The organism is Methylobacterium sp. Ger2507 (assembly GCF_055231875.1).
The window spans coordinates 3,132,646-3,152,051 of the sequence record NZ_JBUYVC010000001.1; the positions used below are offsets into that span (position 1 = coordinate 3,132,646).

A 19,406-nucleotide genomic window follows, 5' to 3' on the forward strand; every position below is an offset into this window, starting at 1 on the left:
GGTGCGAGGACTGGGGCGGGGGGTGTTGGTCGGTCAGGCCTTCGGCGCAGACTTGAGCGCAAGGTTCGGTGCAGGCTTCGGACCCGCCTTCGGATCGGCCGCGAAAGCGGCCTTCGCCGGTTCGCCAGCGAGTTCCGCCACGAGGCGCTCAGCCTCGGATTCTGCGGCGGCGTGGTGGCCGCCCGCGTTCGTCCTATCCTCGATCCGCCCAGATAGGATCAGCAGGCGCTTGATCACCTCCGAGAGCCACTGCAGCCCGAGCAGGACGAAGCCCAAGAGAATCAAGCCCTTGGCCGGCCAGATCAGCAGGCCACCGGCATTGGTCGAGACCTCGGCGGAGTTGAAGGAGTTCAGGAAGAACGGCGTCGTCAGCCAGATCATCACCGCCAGGAACGGCAGCAGGAAGAACAGGTGCCCGAACACGTCAACGAGGTCGCGCCCGCGCTTCGACAGACGGCTTGAGACGATGTCGATGCGAATGTGTTCGTTGTCCTTGAGCGTCCAGGCGGCGCACAGCATGAACACGGCGCCGAACAGGTACCACTGCAATTCGAGCCAGGCGTTCGAGGAGGTGCCGAACAGTTTGCGCACGATCGCGTTCAGGGTGGACACGATCACAGCAGCCACGATCGCCCATGCGGCGAGCTTGCCGATGCGCTCGTTCAGCACGTCGATCCAGTGGCTCAAGCGGAGCATGGGCGTCCTCTTCCTGGGGTCATTGTTCGACGCCCTTACTTCTGCTTCCTAGCGCGAAGCTGGGCCGAGTTCAGCACGCGATGAGAGATTTTACAGTCTTTGTTACATGCACCCGCGTCTAAACCGCGGCCTCGCGCGTCCCGGCATCCGAATCACGACGGGCATGGGCCGCGAGGATGAGGACGAGGGCCCCGGTAAGCATGCAGGCGCCCGAGCCGAGCAGGACGCCGATCTTCGTCTCGGCCTCCAGTTCGGGTCGGCCGGCAAACGCCAGCAGGCCGACGAACAGGCTCATGGTGAAGCCGACGCCGCACAGGAGCGACAACCCGTAGATCTGCCACCAGCCGGCATGGGCGGGGCGCTGCGCCAGACCGAGCTTGACCGCCGCGAGGATTGCCCCGAACACGCCGGCCTGCTTGCCGACGAACAGGCCCAGGGCCACGCCGAGCGTCACCGGATCGAGCAGCATCCCGGCCGACATGCCCGCGAACGAGACGCCCGCATTGGCAAAGCCGAACAGCGGCAGCACGAGGTAGGCGGACCACGGGTGGATGGCGTGTTCCAGCGTGTGCAGGGGCGAAGTTGGGTCATCCGGCTCGCCGAGGCTGAGGCGCAGCGGAATCGTCAGGGCCAGCAGCACCCCCGCGATGGTGGCGTGGATGCCGGACTTCAGCACCAGGAACCACAGCACGGCGCCGAGGAGGAGATAGGGCGTCAGGCGGCTCACCCCGGCCTTGTTCATCCCGAACAGCATAGCGAACACGAGTGCCGCGCCGCCCAGCATCGGCAGCGACAGGTCGGCGGTGTAGAACGCCGCGATGATGAGGACCGCCCCGAGGTCGTCGATGATGGCGAGCGCGGTCAGGAAGATCTTGAGCGAGACGGGCACGCGCGATCCCAGCAGGGCGAGCACCCCGAGCGCGAAGGCGATGTCGGTGGCGGTCGGGATCGCCCAGCCGCGCAGGGTTTCGGGCGAGTGCCGATTGACCGCGACGTAGACCAAGGCCGGGACGACCATGCCGCCCAGCGCGGCAATGCCGGGCAGGATGCGGTCCGGCCAGGTCCGCAGGCGCCCGTCGAGAACCTCGCGCTTGATCTCCAGGCCGACCAGCAGGAAGAACAGCGCCATCAGGCCGTCATTGACCCAGTGCAGCACGCTGAGCCCGCCGACATAGGTCTTGAGGACGGCGAAGTACGCGTCGGACCAGCCGGAATTCGCGACGGCAAGGGCCAGGGCCGCGCTCGCCATCAGGATCATCCCGCCGCTGGCTTCACTGGTCAGGAAGCTGCGCAGGACCGAGGCGGGGCGGAAGCGACGCGGCACCAGCAGGGGCGTGGGCAGGGACATGGGCGCAGGTCTCCGTCGCTGGCGGCCCGACCAGCGCTGAAGCCTGCGGGTCCGACCCTCCGGACCCTGCACCCGAAGGGTTCTATGGCATCGGTAGACCGTATCCCGCAACCCGTCGCGCCCATCGACCACGCGGATGCGCAGGCCCGGCATCCCGGGCGCCCGAAAAGAGCGGGCGACCCGACGCTGCGGTTAAGGCGACTCTCGGCTGCCGAAGCTTGGCAGGCAATTCGCGGCGGGCGCGTCTCTGGATACCAGTCTCGCGAGGCCTGATCTCAGTTCGTGCGCCGCGACAGCGAGATCGCGTAGGCCGGCGAGCGGATGGCGAACATCGGGTCGTCGGCGGGGCCGGCCACGCCCGCGGGGAGATCGACCACCGGATCGAAGGTGGCCCCGTCGCAGGTCGCCGCCGGCTCCAGGGCGGCGATCGACAGGGTGCCGAGCTTGACCGACTTCCGATCCGCCTCCGGCCATTGTGCCGTCGGGTCGGCGGTCGGGTCGCCGGCCTCGCCGAGGACGGCCACAAGGTCGAAGCTGGCCGGCCCCTGTGCGAGACGCTCCTTCAGTTCGTCGGCGTAGAAGGCGTCGGGCTTGGCCTTGGCCTCGTCGTCGGAGAGGCCGAGCTGGCCGGCCGCCGCCACGGTCTTGAGCTTGGCCACGGTCGCCGTCCCCTTGGCGTCGGTGAGCGTGTAGGCGTGGACGCCCCAGTAATCGACCCCGGCATAGCTCGCCGGCACCGGGCGCGCGTTCAACCAGGCGGCCTGGCGGGTCGTCTCGGGGTTGGCCGCCGCGAACGCCTTGATCTTGTCGGCATCGGGTTTGCCATCCGGCCCGGGCGCCCGCACGGTGGCGAAATCGAGCAGTTGCTGCGGGGTCTTCGTGCCGAAGACCGGCGCCGAGATGAACACGAACACCATGTCGCCCGACGGGTCGCCGATCCGCATGGAGAAGCCGCGCGTCACCGGCTTGGCCTTGTCCGACACCTTCGGGTTGCTACCCCCCATAGAGAAGCGGGCCGTCACCGGCAGGGGCTTCCCGGTGCCGTCCTTGCTGAAGTGCGGGGCCTTGGACAGGCCCGACGCCTCCGCCGAGGGCGTGAAGCTGCCTCGGACGCACACGCCCTTGGCTCCGCTTCCGCGCACGTTCGGCTGGCTGCCGCCGGCCTTGAAGAGGGCATCCACAATGGCCTGCGTCTCCGGTTCCGCAACCGCAGTCGTTGCCCAGGCGAGACCGGCGACGCAGCCGAGACGGAACAGGTTCGATGTCATCGTATCGCCAGCCTCGCAGGAACGATTGGTCTCGGGGAGAGCCGGAGCCGCCCCCTAGAGGTCAACCCTGGAAGGGTTAACTCTAGAAGGATCAGCTCTCGGCGGCCCGCTCGGATGAGAGCCTAGAAGCCGCTGAACTTGTAGTTCAGACCGGCGCGGACGATGTTGCCCTCCGTCGTGAAGCGGCTGGTGTAGGAGCCGTTGACGGGCGCTGCGCCAGTGAAATTGACCAGCACGTTCCGTGAGCCGAGATCGTAGCGCAGGTACTCGACCTTCATCGTCACGGCGCTCGACCGGAAGACATTGAACATGCTGTCGGTCGCGAGCGCGTACTCGATGCCGCCGCCATAGGTGTAGCCGGTCTCGATGTCGCTGAAGGTGCCGGCATAGGCCAGGGGACGGGCCGCGGCGTTGCCGAAGAACTGCGCGTCGTAGCTCACGTTGCCGTAGGCGAAGCCGCCGGTTCCATAGATCATGAACCGGTCGAAGGCGTAGCCGACGCGACCGCGCACGGTGCCGAGGAAATCGAGGCTCTGACGGAAGGTCGAGGGATCGTTGAGGGCGCTCAGGTACGAGCGGGTGCGGGACAGGTCGGTGTAGGCCGCATCTGCCTCAAGACCGATGACGAAACCTGAGCCAGGCGTCAGCTGGAAATTATAGCCAACCTGTCCGCCGCCCGTGAAACCCTCCTGCTCCGAGCGGATCGCCGGCGTCCGGCGCAGGGAGGCCACGTTGCCGACCGTGCTGGTGTTGAAGGGGGCCGCGACGGGCGCAGCGCCGGGACCATTGTTGCCGATCGTCCGGACGGTCTGATCCTCGGAGAAGGCGTAGCCGGCATTGATGCCGAAATAGGCGCCTGTCCAGGTGAACACCGGAATGGGCGTGAACACCGGCGGGGGTGCCTCCCGGCGAGGCAGATCGGCGGCCGCGGCAGCGCTGGTGAGAAGCGCAGCGGCACTGCCGGCAAGGAGCAGCGTCTTGAGCATCGCGAGGGCTTTCTTATACAGGACGTCCGGGCTGGCAGGACGGCGCCCGACCAAACCCGACATACCTTTTACTCGAAGAGCCTGCATAGATCTGACGACGCCTATCGCGGCGACTTACCAGTCAATCGCACGCTTTCGCTAGTGATCGTGGTTTAGGCGCAACATAAAACCGTGCTTACGATCCGGTATGACATTTTCGTGAAGCGGGATTAAATCCCGAAATCTATCTACAGACGGACCGAATAGGGCTTGTGTCCCCTCGTCGCTCTCACAAATGCTTATCAAACCTGTCCGGGAAAGATCAGACCGAGTGCAGCGGGAGGTTGATCAGGATGGATCGACCCGCGTCGGCTCTCATCTCGGACGGCGGCCGGGGCGTGCTCTCACCGGATGCGCTCGACTGCTCTGCCCCCTCGAACGTCGCGCACGCGAAGGTCGCGCACGCCAAGGTCGCGCACGCCAAGACTGGCAGGACCATCGCGCGGGGCCCTGGACGATCGCCCAGGGCCCCGGCGCCGCCTCAGCCCTTCTTCTTGTAGGCCTGGATCGCGTTCTGGCATCCCGGCGACAGCTTCGACATGTTCTTCTGGAAACAGGCCTGGGTCTCGGGACCATCCTCGGGCGGCAGCCCGGCACAGAAGGTGGTGAAGTCGCCGGCGCATTGCTGCTGCAGCACGGCCTTATCCTCGGCGCCCATCGGTGCAGCCATTGCGGTACCGGTAGCAGCGGCCACCAGGACCAAGCTCAACCCGAAACGTCCCATCGTCATCTGCTCCCACGACCGCGACTGATGCGGGTCGGAAGCGAGAACGTCGGCGCGGCGATAACCGTTGCACGTTCGGGCAGGAAGGGGAGGGGATGGAGCAAAAACCCGAACGTCTCCGGGGGTAAAGTAACGGACGGACCGGTCAGGCAAAGGTCGCCCGCACTTCCAAACCCTGGATTTCAGACCCAATTGGCCGGACTGACGTCCGGCCAATTGGGGAAGCGGTGCAGGCTCGCATAATCGAGTCCGCCCGTCGCCGGGAAGCCGCGGCAGCGTGACAATCGCGCGCCATCGCGGCCGTCACGCCCGCCGGGCGCCTACCCGTCAGGGGTATCATGTCCTTGGCTTAGACGACGAACGTGCCCGCATGGTCCGGAGCGTAGAACGCGATCCCCTCGAACTTGTAGTCCTGGTTGGTGGCAATCACCTGATCGCGCTCACCTTCCGAGGCGGTGAAGAAGTGCCCGCCGGTCTTCATGTTGAAGAACCGGTAGACCTCCTCCGTCGCCGCGCCCTTGTCCACAACGAAGTCGTAGAAGCCTACGCCTTCCAGCTTATAGTCGCGGTTGGTGGCGATCACCTCGTCACGCTCGCCCTCCGAAGTGGTGAAGAAGTGCCCGCCCGTCTTCGTGTTGAAGAAGCGGTAGACCTCCTCCGTCGCCGCACCCTGGTCCGTGGCAAAGCCGCCAAAGCCGATGCCTTCGGGCCGCAGATCAGGACGGGTGGACAACACCTGTGCGTTTTCCCCGGCCGAAATCGTGAAGAAGTGCCCGCCGGTCTGCATGTTGAAAAACCGGTTAACGCCTTCAGCCGTAAACGTGGCGACTTCGGTATTGCCCCCAAACCCGTTGACGTTGAACGCTGCCGTATCGAAGGTCTTATAAAGACCTGTGCTTGCGCCAGACTGGCCACCATTCGTATAGGAGGCGCTTGCGCCGTTCACAGTGGTGCCATTGTATGTGAAACTATCGACATACAGATTTCTATCAGCGCCTGCTGTGATTGTGTCATTCAGAAACGTGACCGAAATTTGCTGAGCACTGCTGAAGTCGCCAGCAAAGCTGAAATCTTGAAAGCGCCCCGCGGTATGTGCCGCCGTCGCGGTCAGAACATCCCCATAAACTATCCCGTTTATTTTGATCACAAACTCCGCATCGGCCTGTAACTGAAACTTATCTTCCGATATGCGGAAAGTAAACGTATCTGCCATGGCAGTATGCATCCTTACGGTTGCGAGCCCGATTAAGATCGGGGCTCAAGTTGATTATCTTGGAATACGGTATTCCTTAACATTAATTTTTTGCAAGCTTAAACGAGATTCTGGATCGGTTTGACACCAAAAGGTGATGATGGCGACCAGGGAAATCGCTGTGGCGAACTTGCAAGCCTGCGTGTGGTCGCGCGTGGCAATTCATCGGAAGTCCGGGGCGTCTGGCGAGCGCCTCGTCGTGCTGACGCGCAGTCATGGCGCCCATCAGGTTGGATTCGGCGCTCGCGGCCGCGCTTGCCGGAGATCAGCGGCGTGATACCGAACTCTCTCAGGCCGATGCATCGCGGGTCGGCGTGATCGCTCTTCATCGGCGGCCGGGCACCATATCCGAACGAACGGCCGTGCCAGCGCCGACCCAGCACCGAACACGCCATGCGCAGGCCGCAACGGATCAAGCGGCGGGTTGGTGTTCGCCTAGGATGCGGCCGCACAAGGCCGCGTCGAAGTTGAAGGCCTGGGCCCGAAACCGAAGCGCGAGGTCGGGGTCCTGCCCAGCGACCAAACGACTCGCGGCCGCATAAGCGATGGATGAGACCTGCCGCAACCGTGCGGTGTCGCTCCGATCGACGAACGTCAGGATTTCTTCGATGCTCGCCTCGAGGTCCCATGCCATGTTCGTAAGGCGGGCTCCGCTGACGGCGGCGGCACAATGCGAGAAGAAGCTGACGGCCGGCGCGAAGATCTGCCGAGCCTTCGAGAGAAGTAGCAGATCCGTTGCCGCACGCTGGTTCTCGGTCAGGTCGAGTCCGACACTCGAGGCAACGCGGGCCCTTCCATAACGATCGCCGAATCGACGCACCACATCCTCGTCTTCCGTACAGACCAGGATGTCGCCCGAGAAACTCGACGTGTCGATCTGCCGGAAGAACGCCTTCAAGGACGTGTAGCGCTGCAGGATCTGAATCATCCCGTCATGAACGAGATGCTCCAGGTCGCCGCGATTGACCACATCGAGAATGTCACCTCGGCGGACATGAACCGCGGTGCAGGTCGGAAGGTCGATGCGCCTGCCGACGAGGTCGATGGCCTCACGGACCGGCGCGCTCCAGTTCACCGCCGACCACGCGGCGGCCAGGGCGCTCCCCAGGTCGATCTCGGTGGACAGGAAGTCGATGAGCGGACCTGGAAAATCGTAGAGCAGCTCCTCGGGCTCCTCCCGGGCAGCAAGCAGCTCCTCACGGCTCAGACCGGCGAGCGCATCTCTGGAATGATACAAGCTTCGAAGCCTGATGTGCGCGGCCTCTTCGCTGGTCAGGATCTCTCCGCGAAGACCTGGATCGAGATCGGTGAATATGGCTCGATCAGCAAAGATCTCGAGCAAATATCTGGGATGCATCAGCACGTAATCGGCATAGATGCTCGCGCCGCCCAGCGGCGACCAGATCACCTTGAGCGGCAGGTCGACCTGTTGCGCCAGGATGCGGGCATAGAGCGCCGAGAGCATCCGGGTGCCAAGGCCATCGCCGCGGGCCGTGTAGATTGCTTTCATTCGACGTCCATGAACTCAAGATTTAAGACCGGTGATGATGACATGTCGCGGCGGCTCCGCTCCCTAATGCCAGCGCAGGGCGCCCAACGTCGAGCAGCCTGCTCGGCGGCGAAAGCAGGCCCCGTCCTGTAGCGTGATCTCGGATGGGTAGCCCTTTCCGAAGCGGAGACACGCCGTCATGACCCGGAATCTCAAAACTACAAGGCCTCCGAAACTGCGCCCGATTTGGGCCGGTCTTCAAACCCTCCGGGCGTTATGGCAAGAGCGGGCGACGGCCGCCCGAACCGCGCACGGTGGACGATCCTCATACGAGGGAAATCGGCGCCCCCCCAAACGCCACCGAGTTGACCAGATCCTCTGAGAAACGGATGTCGAACCGAGCCCTAAAGAGGCATCGCAGTGCTTACGCCTCAGAATGACCGAAGCGGGGGGATGCAGATCGACTGGGGTTGCCGAAGGGGATGTGGCCGATGCACATCTCAGGCACGTCTCGCGCGGCCAGACAACGAGCCGAATGATGCCGACCATCGAGTCATCAGAGCTGATTGTGAATTGCAGGGTACGTTTCTGATGTTTTTTCCCAGAAAAAAACGTGCGTCGAAGCCGCCCGTTGACCCGGCGTTGGTTGCGGCAGTCGAAAATTCCAACCTGTTTGATCCGGAATGGTACGTCCAAACCTATCCTGAAGTTTCGAATTTCACGTTTGGTCCGTTGGGTCACTTCTGTGAATATGGCATCTTCGAACATCGAGATCCCGGACCGAATTTTGATACAGCCCGGTATTTGGCAGCGCATCCGGATAACGAGGCGGTACGCCGCGCACCCTTCCTCCATGCTTTGTCGACGCCACATATCGATCACGAGCGTCCATATTGGCTTTCCGACAACATCACTACATTCACGTATCTACTGAAACGAAGCAAACTTTTCAATGAAACCTTCTATCTTTCTGAGAATCAAGACGTAGCAAAGATCGGGATGGCCCCTTTAGACCATTTCGTTGATTACGGAGCTGATGAAGGTCGCGACCCCGGCCCTGATTTCGAGAGCGATTACTATGCCGAGACCTATCCTGAATTTTCAACATACACTCGAAGTCCAATCGAGCATTACCTTCGAATCGGTCAACGACAGGGGAACGCCGCTAAAGGACTGCCGAAATATCAGCGGTGGGTCGCTGCCTTTGATACCCTGTCACAGCCCGATCTTGACAGGGTCGCAGCGGACGCCGACGCCATCGTTGCGTCCTACATAACCAGTCTCCACCGTCTCGACGCCGAAGGTTGCACGCACATCGGGGCGATCATCGCCGGATATCAGAACCAGGTCGGGCTGGAGGTTCGGGTCCGTTTCCTGCGCGGCCCGGGCATCGACGACGCAGCCTGGAACGCTTGCAAGGCCGAGCATGCCAAGCAGGGACAGATCGACTTCGTTGCCGACGTTGCCTCCGTCATGGAGGCCCTGACCGAGGGCGAACTGCTCCTGCTCTGCAGCGGCGCCTCGACCCTGCGGCCGCACGCCAGCACCGTCTTCGCGCTGGCGCTGGAATCCGACGGTGTGACCGGTGCCTATGCCGACCACGATCACTGCGACCGAGCCGGCACGCGATCCCATCCGGTTTTCAAGCCGGTGATGTCTCCGGAATTTATGCGACAGACACCCTATGCCGGGTCGGTAATCAGCCTCCGCGTCACTTCGCAGATGCCCGAGCTTTTGCTGCGCAGCCTTCTCCGGACAGGTTCCCTCGACCAGCCTGGCGCCGATCTGCTCCTGGACGCGGATGCGCGGCAGGTCGTCCACGTCCCTCTGATTCTCTCACACGTTCTCACGGCTCCGCCGCGCAGCCCCGAGCCCTTCTACGAACCGATCCGGCAGGGCGCTCCGGTGCAATCCGACCCTCCGTCTGTGAATCTTGAGCCGGCTAGTGTCCCCCGCGTCGGAATCGTCATTCCCACGAGAGACCAGGTCGATCTGCTCAAGGAGTGCATCGACAGCATTCTGGCCAAGACGGATTATCCCAAGGCGGCGTTCGACATCGTCATCGTCGACAATAGTTCGGTCGAGGCGGAGACGATCTCCTACCTGACGAAGCTCTCGGCAGAACGGACAGCCACGATCGTTCCGGCTCCCGGTCCGTTCAACTTCGCCAAGATCTGCAATACCGGCGCCGCCGCCATAGCGTGTGACATCCTTATTTTTCTGAATAACGACATGAGCATCATTCGGGGCGATTGGATTCGGCAACTCGTGTCGCTCGCCGCGCTTCCGGACGTCGGAGTCGTCGGCGCGAAACTCCTGTACCCGGACGGCACGATCCAGCATGGCGGCGTCGTTATCGGCATTCAGGGAGTAGGCGCTCACCGGCTGGTCGGGGTCGACCACACAGATGCCGACGCTTTCGACGTGACACGCGAGATGTCAGCCGTCACAGGAGCCTGCTTGGCGATCCGCCGAGAGATTTTTGAAGAACTCGGCGGGTTTGATCCCGTGCTGAAAGTTGCATTCAACGATGTGAAGTTTTGCATTGATGCGCGGCAAGCTGGCTATCGGAACCTCTACGTGAGTGATGCGCTGCTCATCCATCACGAGTCAAAATCTCGCGGGTTTGATCAGTCGACGTTCAAAAAGGCAAGAAATAGACGTGAGGCAATTTATGTCTGCGAAAGGTATCCGGGCTTCTTCCAGAGCGACCCTTACTATAATCCAAATCTTTCTCTTCAGCAGATTGGTAAGCTAGCGACCCCGCCACGTACAATCCGGCCGTGGCGGAGGAGTGAGCCGGGACAACCCCGAGTTCTACTCCTTAGCCGTGTCCACGGGCTTGGTCACGGCGTGGCCATGGTAGTGGCTGAACAGGCAGCCTTCCTGCGGCGCCGCGGATGGAGTGTATTCGTCGGAGGACCGCAAACCAGTGACGACATAGATTATCTTGGATGTAAGCGCGCCAACTGTCAGAATGAGCGGGATGCTGCCGAGTTCGCGATCAATGAGGGCATCGACGTCATCATTGCGCACACGCCGCCGTTCTTCTCCATCACGCGGTATCTGGGCCGCCGTCCTTTCGTCTATTTCATGGACCACGGCGAACCACCGCCTTACCTCTTTCCCGACGCTGAGGAGCGACTTTCTATCGATTGGGAAAAGCGTCTCTGCGCCCCGTTGGCACGCCGGGTCTTCACGATTTCGCAGACCATCAAGAATCAACAATACCGGAAAGACGCGATCGTCATCCGAAACGGCAACAGTCATCTGTCGACTTGGTCCGATAAGTGGTCGCGGCAGCGCGGGAACCTGCGGAAAAAGTTCGGTTTTACAGGACGCTTCGTCGTTCTGAACGTCGCACGCTTTGGTGAAGCTGAGCGGCACTACAAAGGAATCGACAGCTACATGGAACTCGCTGCCGAAGCGCAGTTCCATGCTGATCCACCAGGCGCCTCACCGGTCTTCGTCTTGGCCGGCCGTGGGAATGCGTCTGATGAAGCCTACGTGAGCGCGGCGGGAATCGTCGTCTTCACGAATGTGTCCGACGCGGAGATGGCCGAGCTCTATGCAGCGGCCGATCTTTTCGTCAGCCTCTCGCGTTGGGAAGGATACAATCTATGTATTGGCCAAGCCCGCGCCATGGGTTTACCGGTCGTTGCCTCCGACATCGAGGCACACCGTGAGTTTGGAGTTGGAACAGCAAACCCACTACCTTTGCTTATTCAAAAAGTCACTGAACACGCGTCTTGCTGGAACGAGAATGAGTTGCACCGCGATGTGCTAGTTGAACCTTGGAACCGGCCTCTGACGTTGATGAGCGACACGATTGAAGCTGATCTATATGATGCTGGTGCTGAACGCTGGTTTCGCACCGCCGGAGAAATAGGATGAGTAAGAGAAAAAAGGCCGCTCAGGTTTGGCTTGATGCTATGCTCCTGACCCAGCAAACGGGTCCGCGCTAAGGCTCAGATTTTCGGGCATCCTGAACCCGAAAGGAGGGTGGATGCCATGTCTCGGAAGCGCCTAACAAATGAGCAGATCGCCTTTGCCCTGCGCCAAGCGGAGAATGGTGCGATGGTGGACGAGGTCTGCCTGTTTTTAAAACGCTTCCCCGACGGTTCGGTGCAGATCGCGCAGGCTGTCGGAGCTAAGCCTGTAAAATCTGGTTCTGAGACGAGGGGCGTGTCGGCCACAGAAGACCACCCTACCCCTACGCTGGGCCAAGCGCGGAACGCGTCCTTCGGCTACGCAGGACCAGCGCATAGTCTCGGCCTACATCTTCGAAGCGATCTGTCTGGCCCGGGGCGTCGGCGCAGGCTTGGTCATGCCCCGATGCACCACGTCGGCCATGGCCCACCACCTCGAAGAGATCGCCATCGCCGTTACTCCGGGGGCCACACCGTGCTCCTGCTCAATTAGACCGGCTGACACACCACCAGGAAGCTGACCGTCCCCAACAACATCACCTTGCTGCCCCTGCCGGCGCGCTCACCCGAACTCAACCCAGTCGAAAACCTTTTGCAGTTCATGCGGGCAACTGGCTCGGCAACCACATCTTCCGATCCCATGGCGACATCCTCGACCACAGTTGCAACACATGGAAGTAGATCATCGCCCAGCCGTGGCGCATCACGTCCCTCGGACTGCGCCAATGTGCTCATAAGTTCTGATCAGTGAGAGTTGGTATTGCCGCCGCGTTCGGCCACGTTCGGCTACTTCAGCCGCTGGCGCGACATGGCTTGTTTGCTCGCGTCGACCACGACCTCGGCATGGCGGACCGCGAGGGTGTCGGAAGTGAAGCGTCGCCGTTTGCCGCAGCGCTCGATAGCCAGACCGTCGAACTGATGGAGAGCAGCGGCCCGCGCGGCTACGACGCCGATATGAAGGCCAAAGGCCGCAAGCGCCAAGCGTTGGCGGACACGGGCGGGCGTGCACTCGTCCTCGATCTGCAGCTTGCCGACGTGTACTACCCGGGCGGAGCCGTTCCAATGCTGTGCCTCTCGCGCCGAAGCTTCCCATTCATCACTAAGGCCTTCGCCGACACCAGCTATGCCGGTGACAAGTCAGCGCGTGTGTCAATCAGCGTGATCGAGATCGTGCGCAAGTCGTCGGATCAGGCTGGCTTTGCTGTTCACCCAAGCAGGTGGGTTGTTGAGCGCTTCTTTCGTTGTATAATTCGCAACCACCGTTTCTTGAAGGATACGGAAGCGACCCTCGCATCCGCTAGAGCCTTCCTCTATGCCGCAGCCGTCATGATCCTCATCAGCGCCTCGCCCGATCAACCTAACTTTTCGGACGGACTCTGCGGAATGCCCAGCTGATTTTGATATGACGGAAGTATCCCATCGCCGGGATATGGTGCAATTCCACTGCTGCATCCGCTATAGATGATAGTTGTTCATGTAATGGTAATTAAGATCGAATGTTTGTACAATTCGTGCTCCCGTTCAACGCAAAAGGCAATCCACTTAGCTATTTATGGGTGGTTTACAAAGCAGTCTCGCGTATGAAAGACGATATTGCTCTTCTAATGCCAAAATCTTATTGGGACAACGTGGACGAAATCGTTTCATCAACTCTTTCTACGGATCCCAGCGAGTCTACTGATTACATTAAAACCTTAGACATAGCACAAAGCGATTTTGATAAACTAGCTAAATATGACCTAGCGTCGGACGTCGTCGACGACCTCATAGCCGAGTGCTGCGACGTCAGTCAAGTTTGGTCAAAGCTTCTACTATTTCCTCATTTAGGTCTAATGAGGGAAATTGAACAGGCGCTTCGTCAATTTGGCCAAGTAGATGCTGTGATGACCTGGGTGAACTGCCCTTCGCTGACATTGGTCGCAAAGAACCTCGGAATCCCAGTCATTCATAACGAGTTGGGTCCATTGAGGCCTCCACGTTTCAGGCCAACAGCCTACTTTGACATGGAGGGGCTTGTAACGGCCACAGAGGCAGCTCGACGCTATGACAAGTATAAACAAGAAAATTCTAATCTGCCAATAATGGATCGCCAAAGTCTTTTAAAATTTATGAGCTTTGACAAAATTACTACGGCCGAAGACCTGGCGAATACCCATCAACTTGGCGTTGCTCTCCATGCAACGGGAGATGCTGCAATTAACGGTGTAACTAATCGTGAACTAATTGCGCTTAGCCTGAGCTTTCCTTTTGGCCGGCCCATCGTTCGACTCCATCCAAGCGACACTGAACGTTTCAGCGATCTGCCTGTCGACTGGAGCGAGCACAGCTCGTCAGAGGAGTTTTTGTCTCAAATAAATAATCTCCTTACAGTGAATTCGAACATTGGCTTTGAAGCGCTGTTAGCCGGAAAGCCAACTTATCTAATTGGCGATTCCCCTTTTTCCGCCGGTTCATCGTCGCTGGAGCGAAAAACCGCACCTGTTGCCCCCGCGGATTACCATCGTTGGTTGAATTGGTTCATTTTTTCTTATCTAATTCCCTACGATTTATTGTTTGTGCCGCAGTATTTCCGATGGAGACTGAGTCGGCCTTCAGAGACAGAAATCTATGAAGTCCATTATGACTTCATGAAGCAGGAAACAATTAGTACTACATGGGCACTTTGAAGGTTCGTGATGCGTTGTCTGCCTTACGATGGCTCGGGAGCGGCGATGAATTTGGATCGCGAGGGGACGGACGGGCTTGATACGTGGCTGGCGCCGTTTCTGGCGGCGATGGGACGCAAGACCCGACGGACCTGGGCGCCGCTCTACCTCCGAGGTCTGCTGGGGTCGGGGGATCGCAAGAGTCTTCAGCCGATCGCGATGCGGCTCAAGCCGTCGGGCCACGACCAGTTGCAGCACGTCTGGGATTGTCCCGTTTTTGTGGCTCTTGCTCACTTTGCGTGGATGGCAGCCGATTGACTCGGGTCGGTGACGGCTCAGGCTGAGCTTCCCATCGTGGAAGGCATACCTATCCCGTTTGCCATGCCCCAGTGCCGCATCGGTCGTTGCGTCGAGCAGCGCTCCAACCACCTCACGGTCGAGGTTCATCTTGACGGAGAGGTTGGTCGGTGTCCCGAGTGTGGCCAGGCGAGCCGATCCGTCCATAGCCGCTATCATCGTCGCCCGGCTAATCTGCCGGTCTCCATCTCACGAACGACACTGAACATCGAGGTCCGACGCTTCTATTGCTCGAACCCCTGCTGCCCCCGACGTACCTTCGCCGAGCCCGCATCCGATCTTGTTGCGCCGTCGGCTCGGCGGACGCGTCGGCTGGCCGAAACGCAATTTCGGGTCGGCATCGTCTGCGGCGGCGCCCCCGGGGCGCGGCTCCTGACGCACCTGCGCATGCCAGCGAGCCGAGCCACCGTGCTGCGCCTGGTCAGGGCCATGCCGATGCCGGACGCGCCGGCACCTACACACGTTGGCGTCGACGACTGGGCGATGAGGAAGGGCTGCAGCTACGGAACCATCATGGTGGACCTGGACCGGCACCGCGTCGTCGACCTTCTCCCGGACCTTACCGCGGCGACGTTGGCCGGCTGGCTCCTGCAGCAACCGGACATCAAAGTCGTAGCCCGGGACCGCTCGATCGAGTACGCCCGCGGCGCCAGTCTCGGTGCGCCCCAAGCCGTACAGGTTGCCGACCGTTGGCACCTTTTCGGCAACATGCGCCAAGCCGTCGAACGCTGGCTGCAAAGCGCTCATGCGAGGCTTCGCCGCCTGCCACCTATCCCTGGACCACCGCTTGCTCCCCGACGAGATCGCGCCTTCCCACGCACGGCGTCGGAATGCGAAACAGGCGCAGAGAGCCGGGCGCGGTGGAAGGCCGCCTACGACGAGGTGCGGCGTCGGCACGCCGATGGGCAGACGCTGCTCGGCATCGGCCGCACCATGGGCTTGGCCCGAGCTACGTGCGCAAATACGCGACCGCCGACACCTTCCCGGCGCGGCTGCCTCACGGCCCGGGCCCGAGCTTGCTCGACCCGCACGTGAACTATCTCTTGGTTCGGATCGGCGAGGGCTGCGAGAACGCCATGGCGCTCTGGCGCGAATTCCGGGAGCGCGGCTATCCGGGCACGAGCCGGCAAGTGCACCGCTTCGTCGCCGAGCGGCGGACGAAGCCGATCCGGTCGGGCCGCAAGCCCCGAGGCGAAATCATACCGGTGCTGGAGACGCCAGCCGTTGAACGGTACCTACCGAGTGCCCGGCAACTCGCGTGGCTGTTGGTTCAAGCGACCTCGGCCCTGGACGCCGTCGCGGCCGCCGTCGTGGCTCGTGTCGAGCAGGACGCGACGGCCAGCGCCGTCGCCGATCTGGCGCGCCGCTTAACGGCGCTCGTGCGCGCGTCGGGCGTGGGTAGGGCGTCGACTCAGGGCCGCGATGCCGCAGCGGAGTTGGCGGCCTGGATCACGACGGCGAAGGTCTGCACCGCCCCAGTGGTCGCGACGTTTGCCTCGGGGTTGGACGGTGACGCCGCGGTTCGGTCCGCCCTGACCGAGCCCTGGAGCAGCGGACAGGCGGAAGGCCAGATCAATCGGTTGAAGCTCATCAAGCGCCAAAGCTACGGGCGAGCGGGCCTCAATCTGCTCCAGCGCCGCTTAGTTCTGGCCGCATGATCCACGCAAAGTGAGCAAGAGCCGCCAAATCGGGGCAATCTCAGTCGTGTATCGCCTGCACCTACCTGCAGAACCTACGCCTCGCCGAACATCGTCGGACGGGGCGGGGAAAACATGACGACCCGCCTTCCGGGGCCGCCGCCATCACCCAGCCTGCCCGCCGTGCGGCAGGCCATCATCGGTCACCTGTTTGCCAGCCTCGTCCCGCCAGTCCTGTGTCCGAACTGCCAGAGACGCTTCACGCTGCCCTCTAACATCAAAGTGCCCAGGTAGTACTCGAAGAGACGGGCTGCGCAGCGCAGCGCACCAAATCAGGATGTCAATGTGCCTCCCAGGCAGTACCTGAGCAGAACACCGGTACCCGTTCACCGCCGCCACCCGTTAGAACGCCGCGGTAGGTGATGTTCCTTGCATCGTTAACGTAGGCCATCGCACCTTCGAGGCTTGCGTTGCAGGCGGGGAGAGTTCCTACCCTGAACATGGCAAGCTGGACGGGCGCCTGCATCTGGACCGTACCCATCCCACTCGGGGAAAGGGCGAGACTGGCGTTCGCACTGCCCGTCGCCATAACGCGCGCGGGGTTACCGGCAGCACTGCCACCCAGAACCTGCACCCCGTTCACATCGGTAGCCTTGCTCACGACCTGCATCGTCACCGCGCCACCGCCTTCAAACTGAACACCGCCATCCGTGAAAGTCATACTAAGGGGATCCCCAGCGGGGGAAACGTCACCCCGGATCTTGACGGCTTGACGCGGAGTTCCATCAATCCAAGCGAAGGTCGCGCCGCGACCCGCTTCAATCGCTGTGCAGGTCTTACCACCGGCTCCGTCACAGCCCGTCAGTCCGTCCTCAGCAAAGATGAGCCCCTTCCGGAACTTCGCCCCGTTGCTGTGGATTACAAGCGCAACGGAAGCATCAACCGCGTTGGCAAGCCTCATTCCATCCCAGCAGGATCCTGCAACCGTCGTGCAGTTCCCACCTGAAGCGAGATTGAGCGCTGCTGAAGAATAGTTAAAATAGGCATTCGGTGCAGTGTTCTTTGCGCTAATATCAGCTACGTCGGACGAGCTAAGCTCGGTGACGTTGATCTCCATCGCTTGCGCAGACCCTGCGCCAGTCTTTCGGCGCGCTTCAAAGTAGCCGCCCCAGGCTGACGTAAGTGGAACGACTGAGGCATCTGTGCGGAAGTTGAAGCCCCAACCCATGGTGCCGACCGGGAGGCGCCCGGATGATGCCATGTCCGTGGTACGCGTTGCGCCGACAATGCCAACATCGCCGATGCTAGACAAAGAAACGATCTGACCGATTCCTCCGTAAGCGTATTGCAAGGCCGACCCGCCCGCGGCATTCCCTAGCCAGTTTGTAGGGTGCCCTGATGGCGGCGAGTTGACCAACATTCGGCTATTGACCGTGAAGTAGGCGGCATCCAGCTTTGCGAACCCCGTTAGGCCAGGCGCTTTAAAGCCGGAGATATCACCGAACAGCCGCCCTAAGGTATTAATGGAAGCGGTCGACGAGGGAGTGACGCTCATCCCGGACAGGTTGCCCGTGGAGCCCTGGTCGGTGGGTGGTAGCACAAGGGCATCGAGAGTGGCAGTGTACTTGTTGCCCTGCCATCGCCCAAGAATCGGACCATCAGGCGGGATCACACGGCCGCTATTGTCGACTCGTGCCTGAAGGAGAAGCTGATCAGCCTTTACCGGAGCAACGATCGCCAATGCAGCGAGCGTGGCGATATCTGCTAGAAGGAGCTTGCGCATCAGATGGTCCGGAGGTTCATGCGACTGGGTTAGAATGCGAACTCGCGGCGAAGGCTTGCGATGACCTAGCTGGCTACTCCAAGATGGTATCAGATACGGCCGCAGCACAAACGAAGGGTGCCTTAGTCGGCCGGGCACAGAAGGTCCACCTCCTGGCGTAGAATAGTTTTGCAATATCCACAGTTTTCGGCACCTTAAGTCGAGTAACGACCGGAAACCTCAAAGAACCGCGTCATTGAGGGGTTTGGTTGTCGGTTTAACGACAGCAGCAACTTTGGTGGGCTCGGTTTGAGGTTCTGGCAGTCTGGCGGTAGTCGCGAGGAGCTCAGGAGCCCATCCCGAGGTTGCTTCAGGCCGCCACCGGCCGGGCCTCGATCCATAGGAAGTGCTTGAGGTTGTAGGCGAGGTTGGCGAGCCCGATCTTGGTCCGGGTTCGAGCTAGGCCGATGGTGCGCACGAACAGGCCGAAGCGGTGCTTCTGCCTGGCGAACACCGTTTCGACGGCCCATCGGACCTTGGAGCGGGCGCGGTTAGCCTTGCGCTGCGCCGGCGTCAGGTCGTGGCCAGGCTGCCGTCGAAAGTGGATCTTCGAGCGCCGGCCATGCTTAGCAAGATGAGCTTCGTTGGTCTTCGAGCGGTAGGCGGTATCAGCGAGAGACGTCGCTCGCTGTGTTGGCTGGGTCGAGGACGTTGGCCAGTTGCCCTCCATGATGGGCAGCCGCGCTGGTCACGCGGAAGCGGCGGACGAACCCGTGCTTGCGGTCGATCGAGACGTGCGTATTATACCCGAACACCGGAATGGCGATCTCGACCTTGGCCTAAGCACCATCCGCCTTTGCGGGCCGTGCCTTGGCTCGTTTCAGGGTCCAGCGAGCATCGCGATCCTTTTGTGCAAGCTTCTTCGGTCTTGCCGCCCACGCCTCCAGGATCCTGCCTTCATTCAGAGCCGCCTCCTAGGCATCGGTGTTGCGCTGACGCGGAGCCGCGATGATCGAGGCATCGATGATCTGGCCCGACATCGAGAGATAACCCTTACCCTTCAGCCAGGCGTCGAAGGCGGCAAACAACCCGTCGATCGCGCCGGCCCGGGTCAGGTGCTCCCGGAATAGCCACACCGTCTTGGCGTCGGGCACGCCATCCTCGAAACCGAGGCCGAGGAAACGCATGAACGACAGCTAGAGCGTTTTCCACGATCCCTGAGTCGTTGCGGCGAGGTGAGCGTTGATCCCTGAAGGTTCGTCAGGGAGATCGCC

Annotated in this window: 10 protein-coding genes and 5 pseudogenes; 6 read left to right on the forward strand and 9 right to left on the reverse strand. The window is 61.3% G+C overall.

The window, feature by feature from the left end; genetic code table 11:
• Window positions 1–33: 33 nt before the first annotated feature.
• From ACV7NL_RS14500 to ACV7NL_RS14530, 7 genes are all read right to left on the reverse strand, one after another.
• Complete coding sequence (locus ACV7NL_RS14500; RefSeq protein WP_463356022.1) at window positions 34–696, reverse strand: TRAP transporter small permease subunit; 663 nt, start codon at window positions 694–696, stop codon at window positions 34–36.
• A 118-nt stretch (window positions 697–814) separates the two neighbouring features.
• Complete coding sequence (gene nhaA, locus ACV7NL_RS14505; protein ID WP_463356023.1) at window positions 815–2,044, reverse strand: Na+/H+ antiporter NhaA; 1,230 nt, start codon at window positions 2,042–2,044, stop codon at window positions 815–817.
• 275 nt (window positions 2,045–2,319) lie between these two features.
• On the reverse strand, window positions 2,320–3,312 hold the full coding sequence (locus tag ACV7NL_RS14510) for a catalase family peroxidase (protein ID WP_463356024.1): 993 nt from the start codon (window positions 3,310–3,312) through the stop codon (window positions 2,320–2,322).
• Window positions 3,313–3,434: 122 nt separating this feature from the next.
• Complete coding sequence (locus tag ACV7NL_RS14515) at window positions 3,435–4,298, reverse strand: outer membrane protein (RefSeq protein ID WP_463356025.1); 864 nt, start codon at window positions 4,296–4,298, stop codon at window positions 3,435–3,437.
• A 520-nt stretch (window positions 4,299–4,818) separates the two neighbouring features.
• Complete coding sequence (locus ACV7NL_RS14520) at window positions 4,819–5,067, reverse strand: hypothetical protein (protein WP_056184460.1); 249 nt, start codon at window positions 5,065–5,067, stop codon at window positions 4,819–4,821.
• 343 nt (window positions 5,068–5,410) lie between these two features.
• Entirely contained in the window at window positions 5,411–6,274 is an 864-nt protein-coding gene (locus ACV7NL_RS14525; RefSeq protein ID WP_463356026.1) for a carbohydrate-binding domain-containing protein, read from the reverse strand.
• Window positions 6,275–6,725: 451 nt separating this feature from the next.
• Window positions 6,726–7,823: a hypothetical protein gene (locus ACV7NL_RS14530; protein WP_463356027.1), complete on the reverse strand. Its 1,098-nt coding sequence runs from the start codon at window positions 7,821–7,823 to the stop codon at window positions 6,726–6,728.
• A gap of 432 nt (window positions 7,824–8,255) precedes the next feature.
• Between ACV7NL_RS14530 and ACV7NL_RS14535 the strand changes: the two genes are divergently transcribed.
• The 6 genes and pseudogenes from ACV7NL_RS14535 (at window position 8,256) to ACV7NL_RS14560 (ending at window position 16,391) form a co-directional block, all read left to right on the forward strand.
• The gene (locus tag ACV7NL_RS14535) at window positions 8,256–11,696 is read left to right on the forward strand and encodes a glycosyltransferase (RefSeq protein WP_463356028.1); all 3,441 of its coding nucleotides are present in this window, start codon (window positions 8,256–8,258) and stop codon (window positions 11,694–11,696) included.
• 204 nt (window positions 11,697–11,900) lie between these two features.
• Window positions 11,901–12,475: pseudogene (locus ACV7NL_RS14540) on the forward strand (transposase); the annotation flags it as partial.
• Between the two features lie 16 nt (window positions 12,476–12,491).
• Window positions 12,492–13,126: pseudogene (locus tag ACV7NL_RS14545) on the forward strand (transposase); the annotation flags it as partial.
• A gap of 116 nt (window positions 13,127–13,242) precedes the next feature.
• Window positions 13,243–14,397 (forward strand): GT99 family glycosyltransferase N-terminal domain-containing protein, encoded by a 1,155-nt coding sequence (locus tag ACV7NL_RS14550; protein WP_463356029.1) that lies wholly within the window; start codon window positions 13,243–13,245, stop codon window positions 14,395–14,397.
• Window positions 14,398–14,442: 45 nt separating this feature from the next.
• Window positions 14,443–14,676 (forward strand): annotated as a pseudogene (locus ACV7NL_RS14555) (transposase); the annotation flags it as partial.
• Window positions 14,677–14,739: 63 nt separating this feature from the next.
• Window positions 14,740–16,391: pseudogene (locus ACV7NL_RS14560) on the forward strand (ISL3 family transposase).
• A gap of 319 nt (window positions 16,392–16,710) precedes the next feature.
• Here the strand turns inward: ACV7NL_RS14560 and ACV7NL_RS14565 are convergent.
• Together ACV7NL_RS14565 and ACV7NL_RS14570 are read right to left on the reverse strand one after the other, a co-directional pair.
• Window positions 16,711–18,153, reverse strand: coding sequence for a hypothetical protein (locus ACV7NL_RS14565; protein ID WP_463356030.1), 1,443 nt, complete (start codon window positions 18,151–18,153; stop codon window positions 16,711–16,713).
• Between the two features lie 349 nt (window positions 18,154–18,502).
• Window positions 18,503–19,328: pseudogene (locus ACV7NL_RS14570) on the reverse strand (transposase); the annotation flags it as partial.
• Window positions 19,329–19,406: the final 78 nt, after the last annotated feature.

What these genes read in the sequence shown, in the direction of transcription:
- ACV7NL_RS14565 (WP_463356030.1), bottom strand. Translation starts at nt 18,153, where the DNA reads ATGCGCAAGCTCCTTCTAGCAGATATCGCCACGCTCGCTGCATTGGCG.
- ACV7NL_RS14520 (WP_056184460.1), bottom strand. Translation starts at nt 5,067, where the DNA reads ATGACGATGGGACGTTTCGGGTTGAGCTTGGTCCTGGTGGCCGCTGCT.
- ACV7NL_RS14515 (WP_463356025.1), bottom strand. Translation starts at nt 4,298, where the DNA reads ATGCTCAAGACGCTGCTCCTTGCCGGCAGTGCCGCTGCGCTTCTCACC.
- ACV7NL_RS14500 (WP_463356022.1), bottom strand. Translation starts at nt 696, where the DNA reads ATGCTCCGCTTGAGCCACTGGATCGACGTGCTGAACGAGCGCATCGGC.
- ACV7NL_RS14525 (WP_463356026.1), bottom strand. Translation starts at nt 6,274, where the DNA reads ATGGCAGATACGTTTACTTTCCGCATATCGGAAGATAAGTTTCAGTTA.
- nhaA (WP_463356023.1), bottom strand. Translation starts at nt 2,044, where the DNA reads ATGTCCCTGCCCACGCCCCTGCTGGTGCCGCGTCGCTTCCGCCCCGCC.
- ACV7NL_RS14510 (WP_463356024.1), bottom strand. Translation starts at nt 3,312, where the DNA reads ATGACATCGAACCTGTTCCGTCTCGGCTGCGTCGCCGGTCTCGCCTGG.
- ACV7NL_RS14530 (WP_463356027.1), bottom strand. Translation starts at nt 7,823, where the DNA reads ATGAAAGCAATCTACACGGCCCGCGGCGATGGCCTTGGCACCCGGATG.
- ACV7NL_RS14535 (WP_463356028.1), top strand. Translation starts at nt 8,256, where the DNA reads ATGCAGATCGACTGGGGTTGCCGAAGGGGATGTGGCCGATGCACATCT.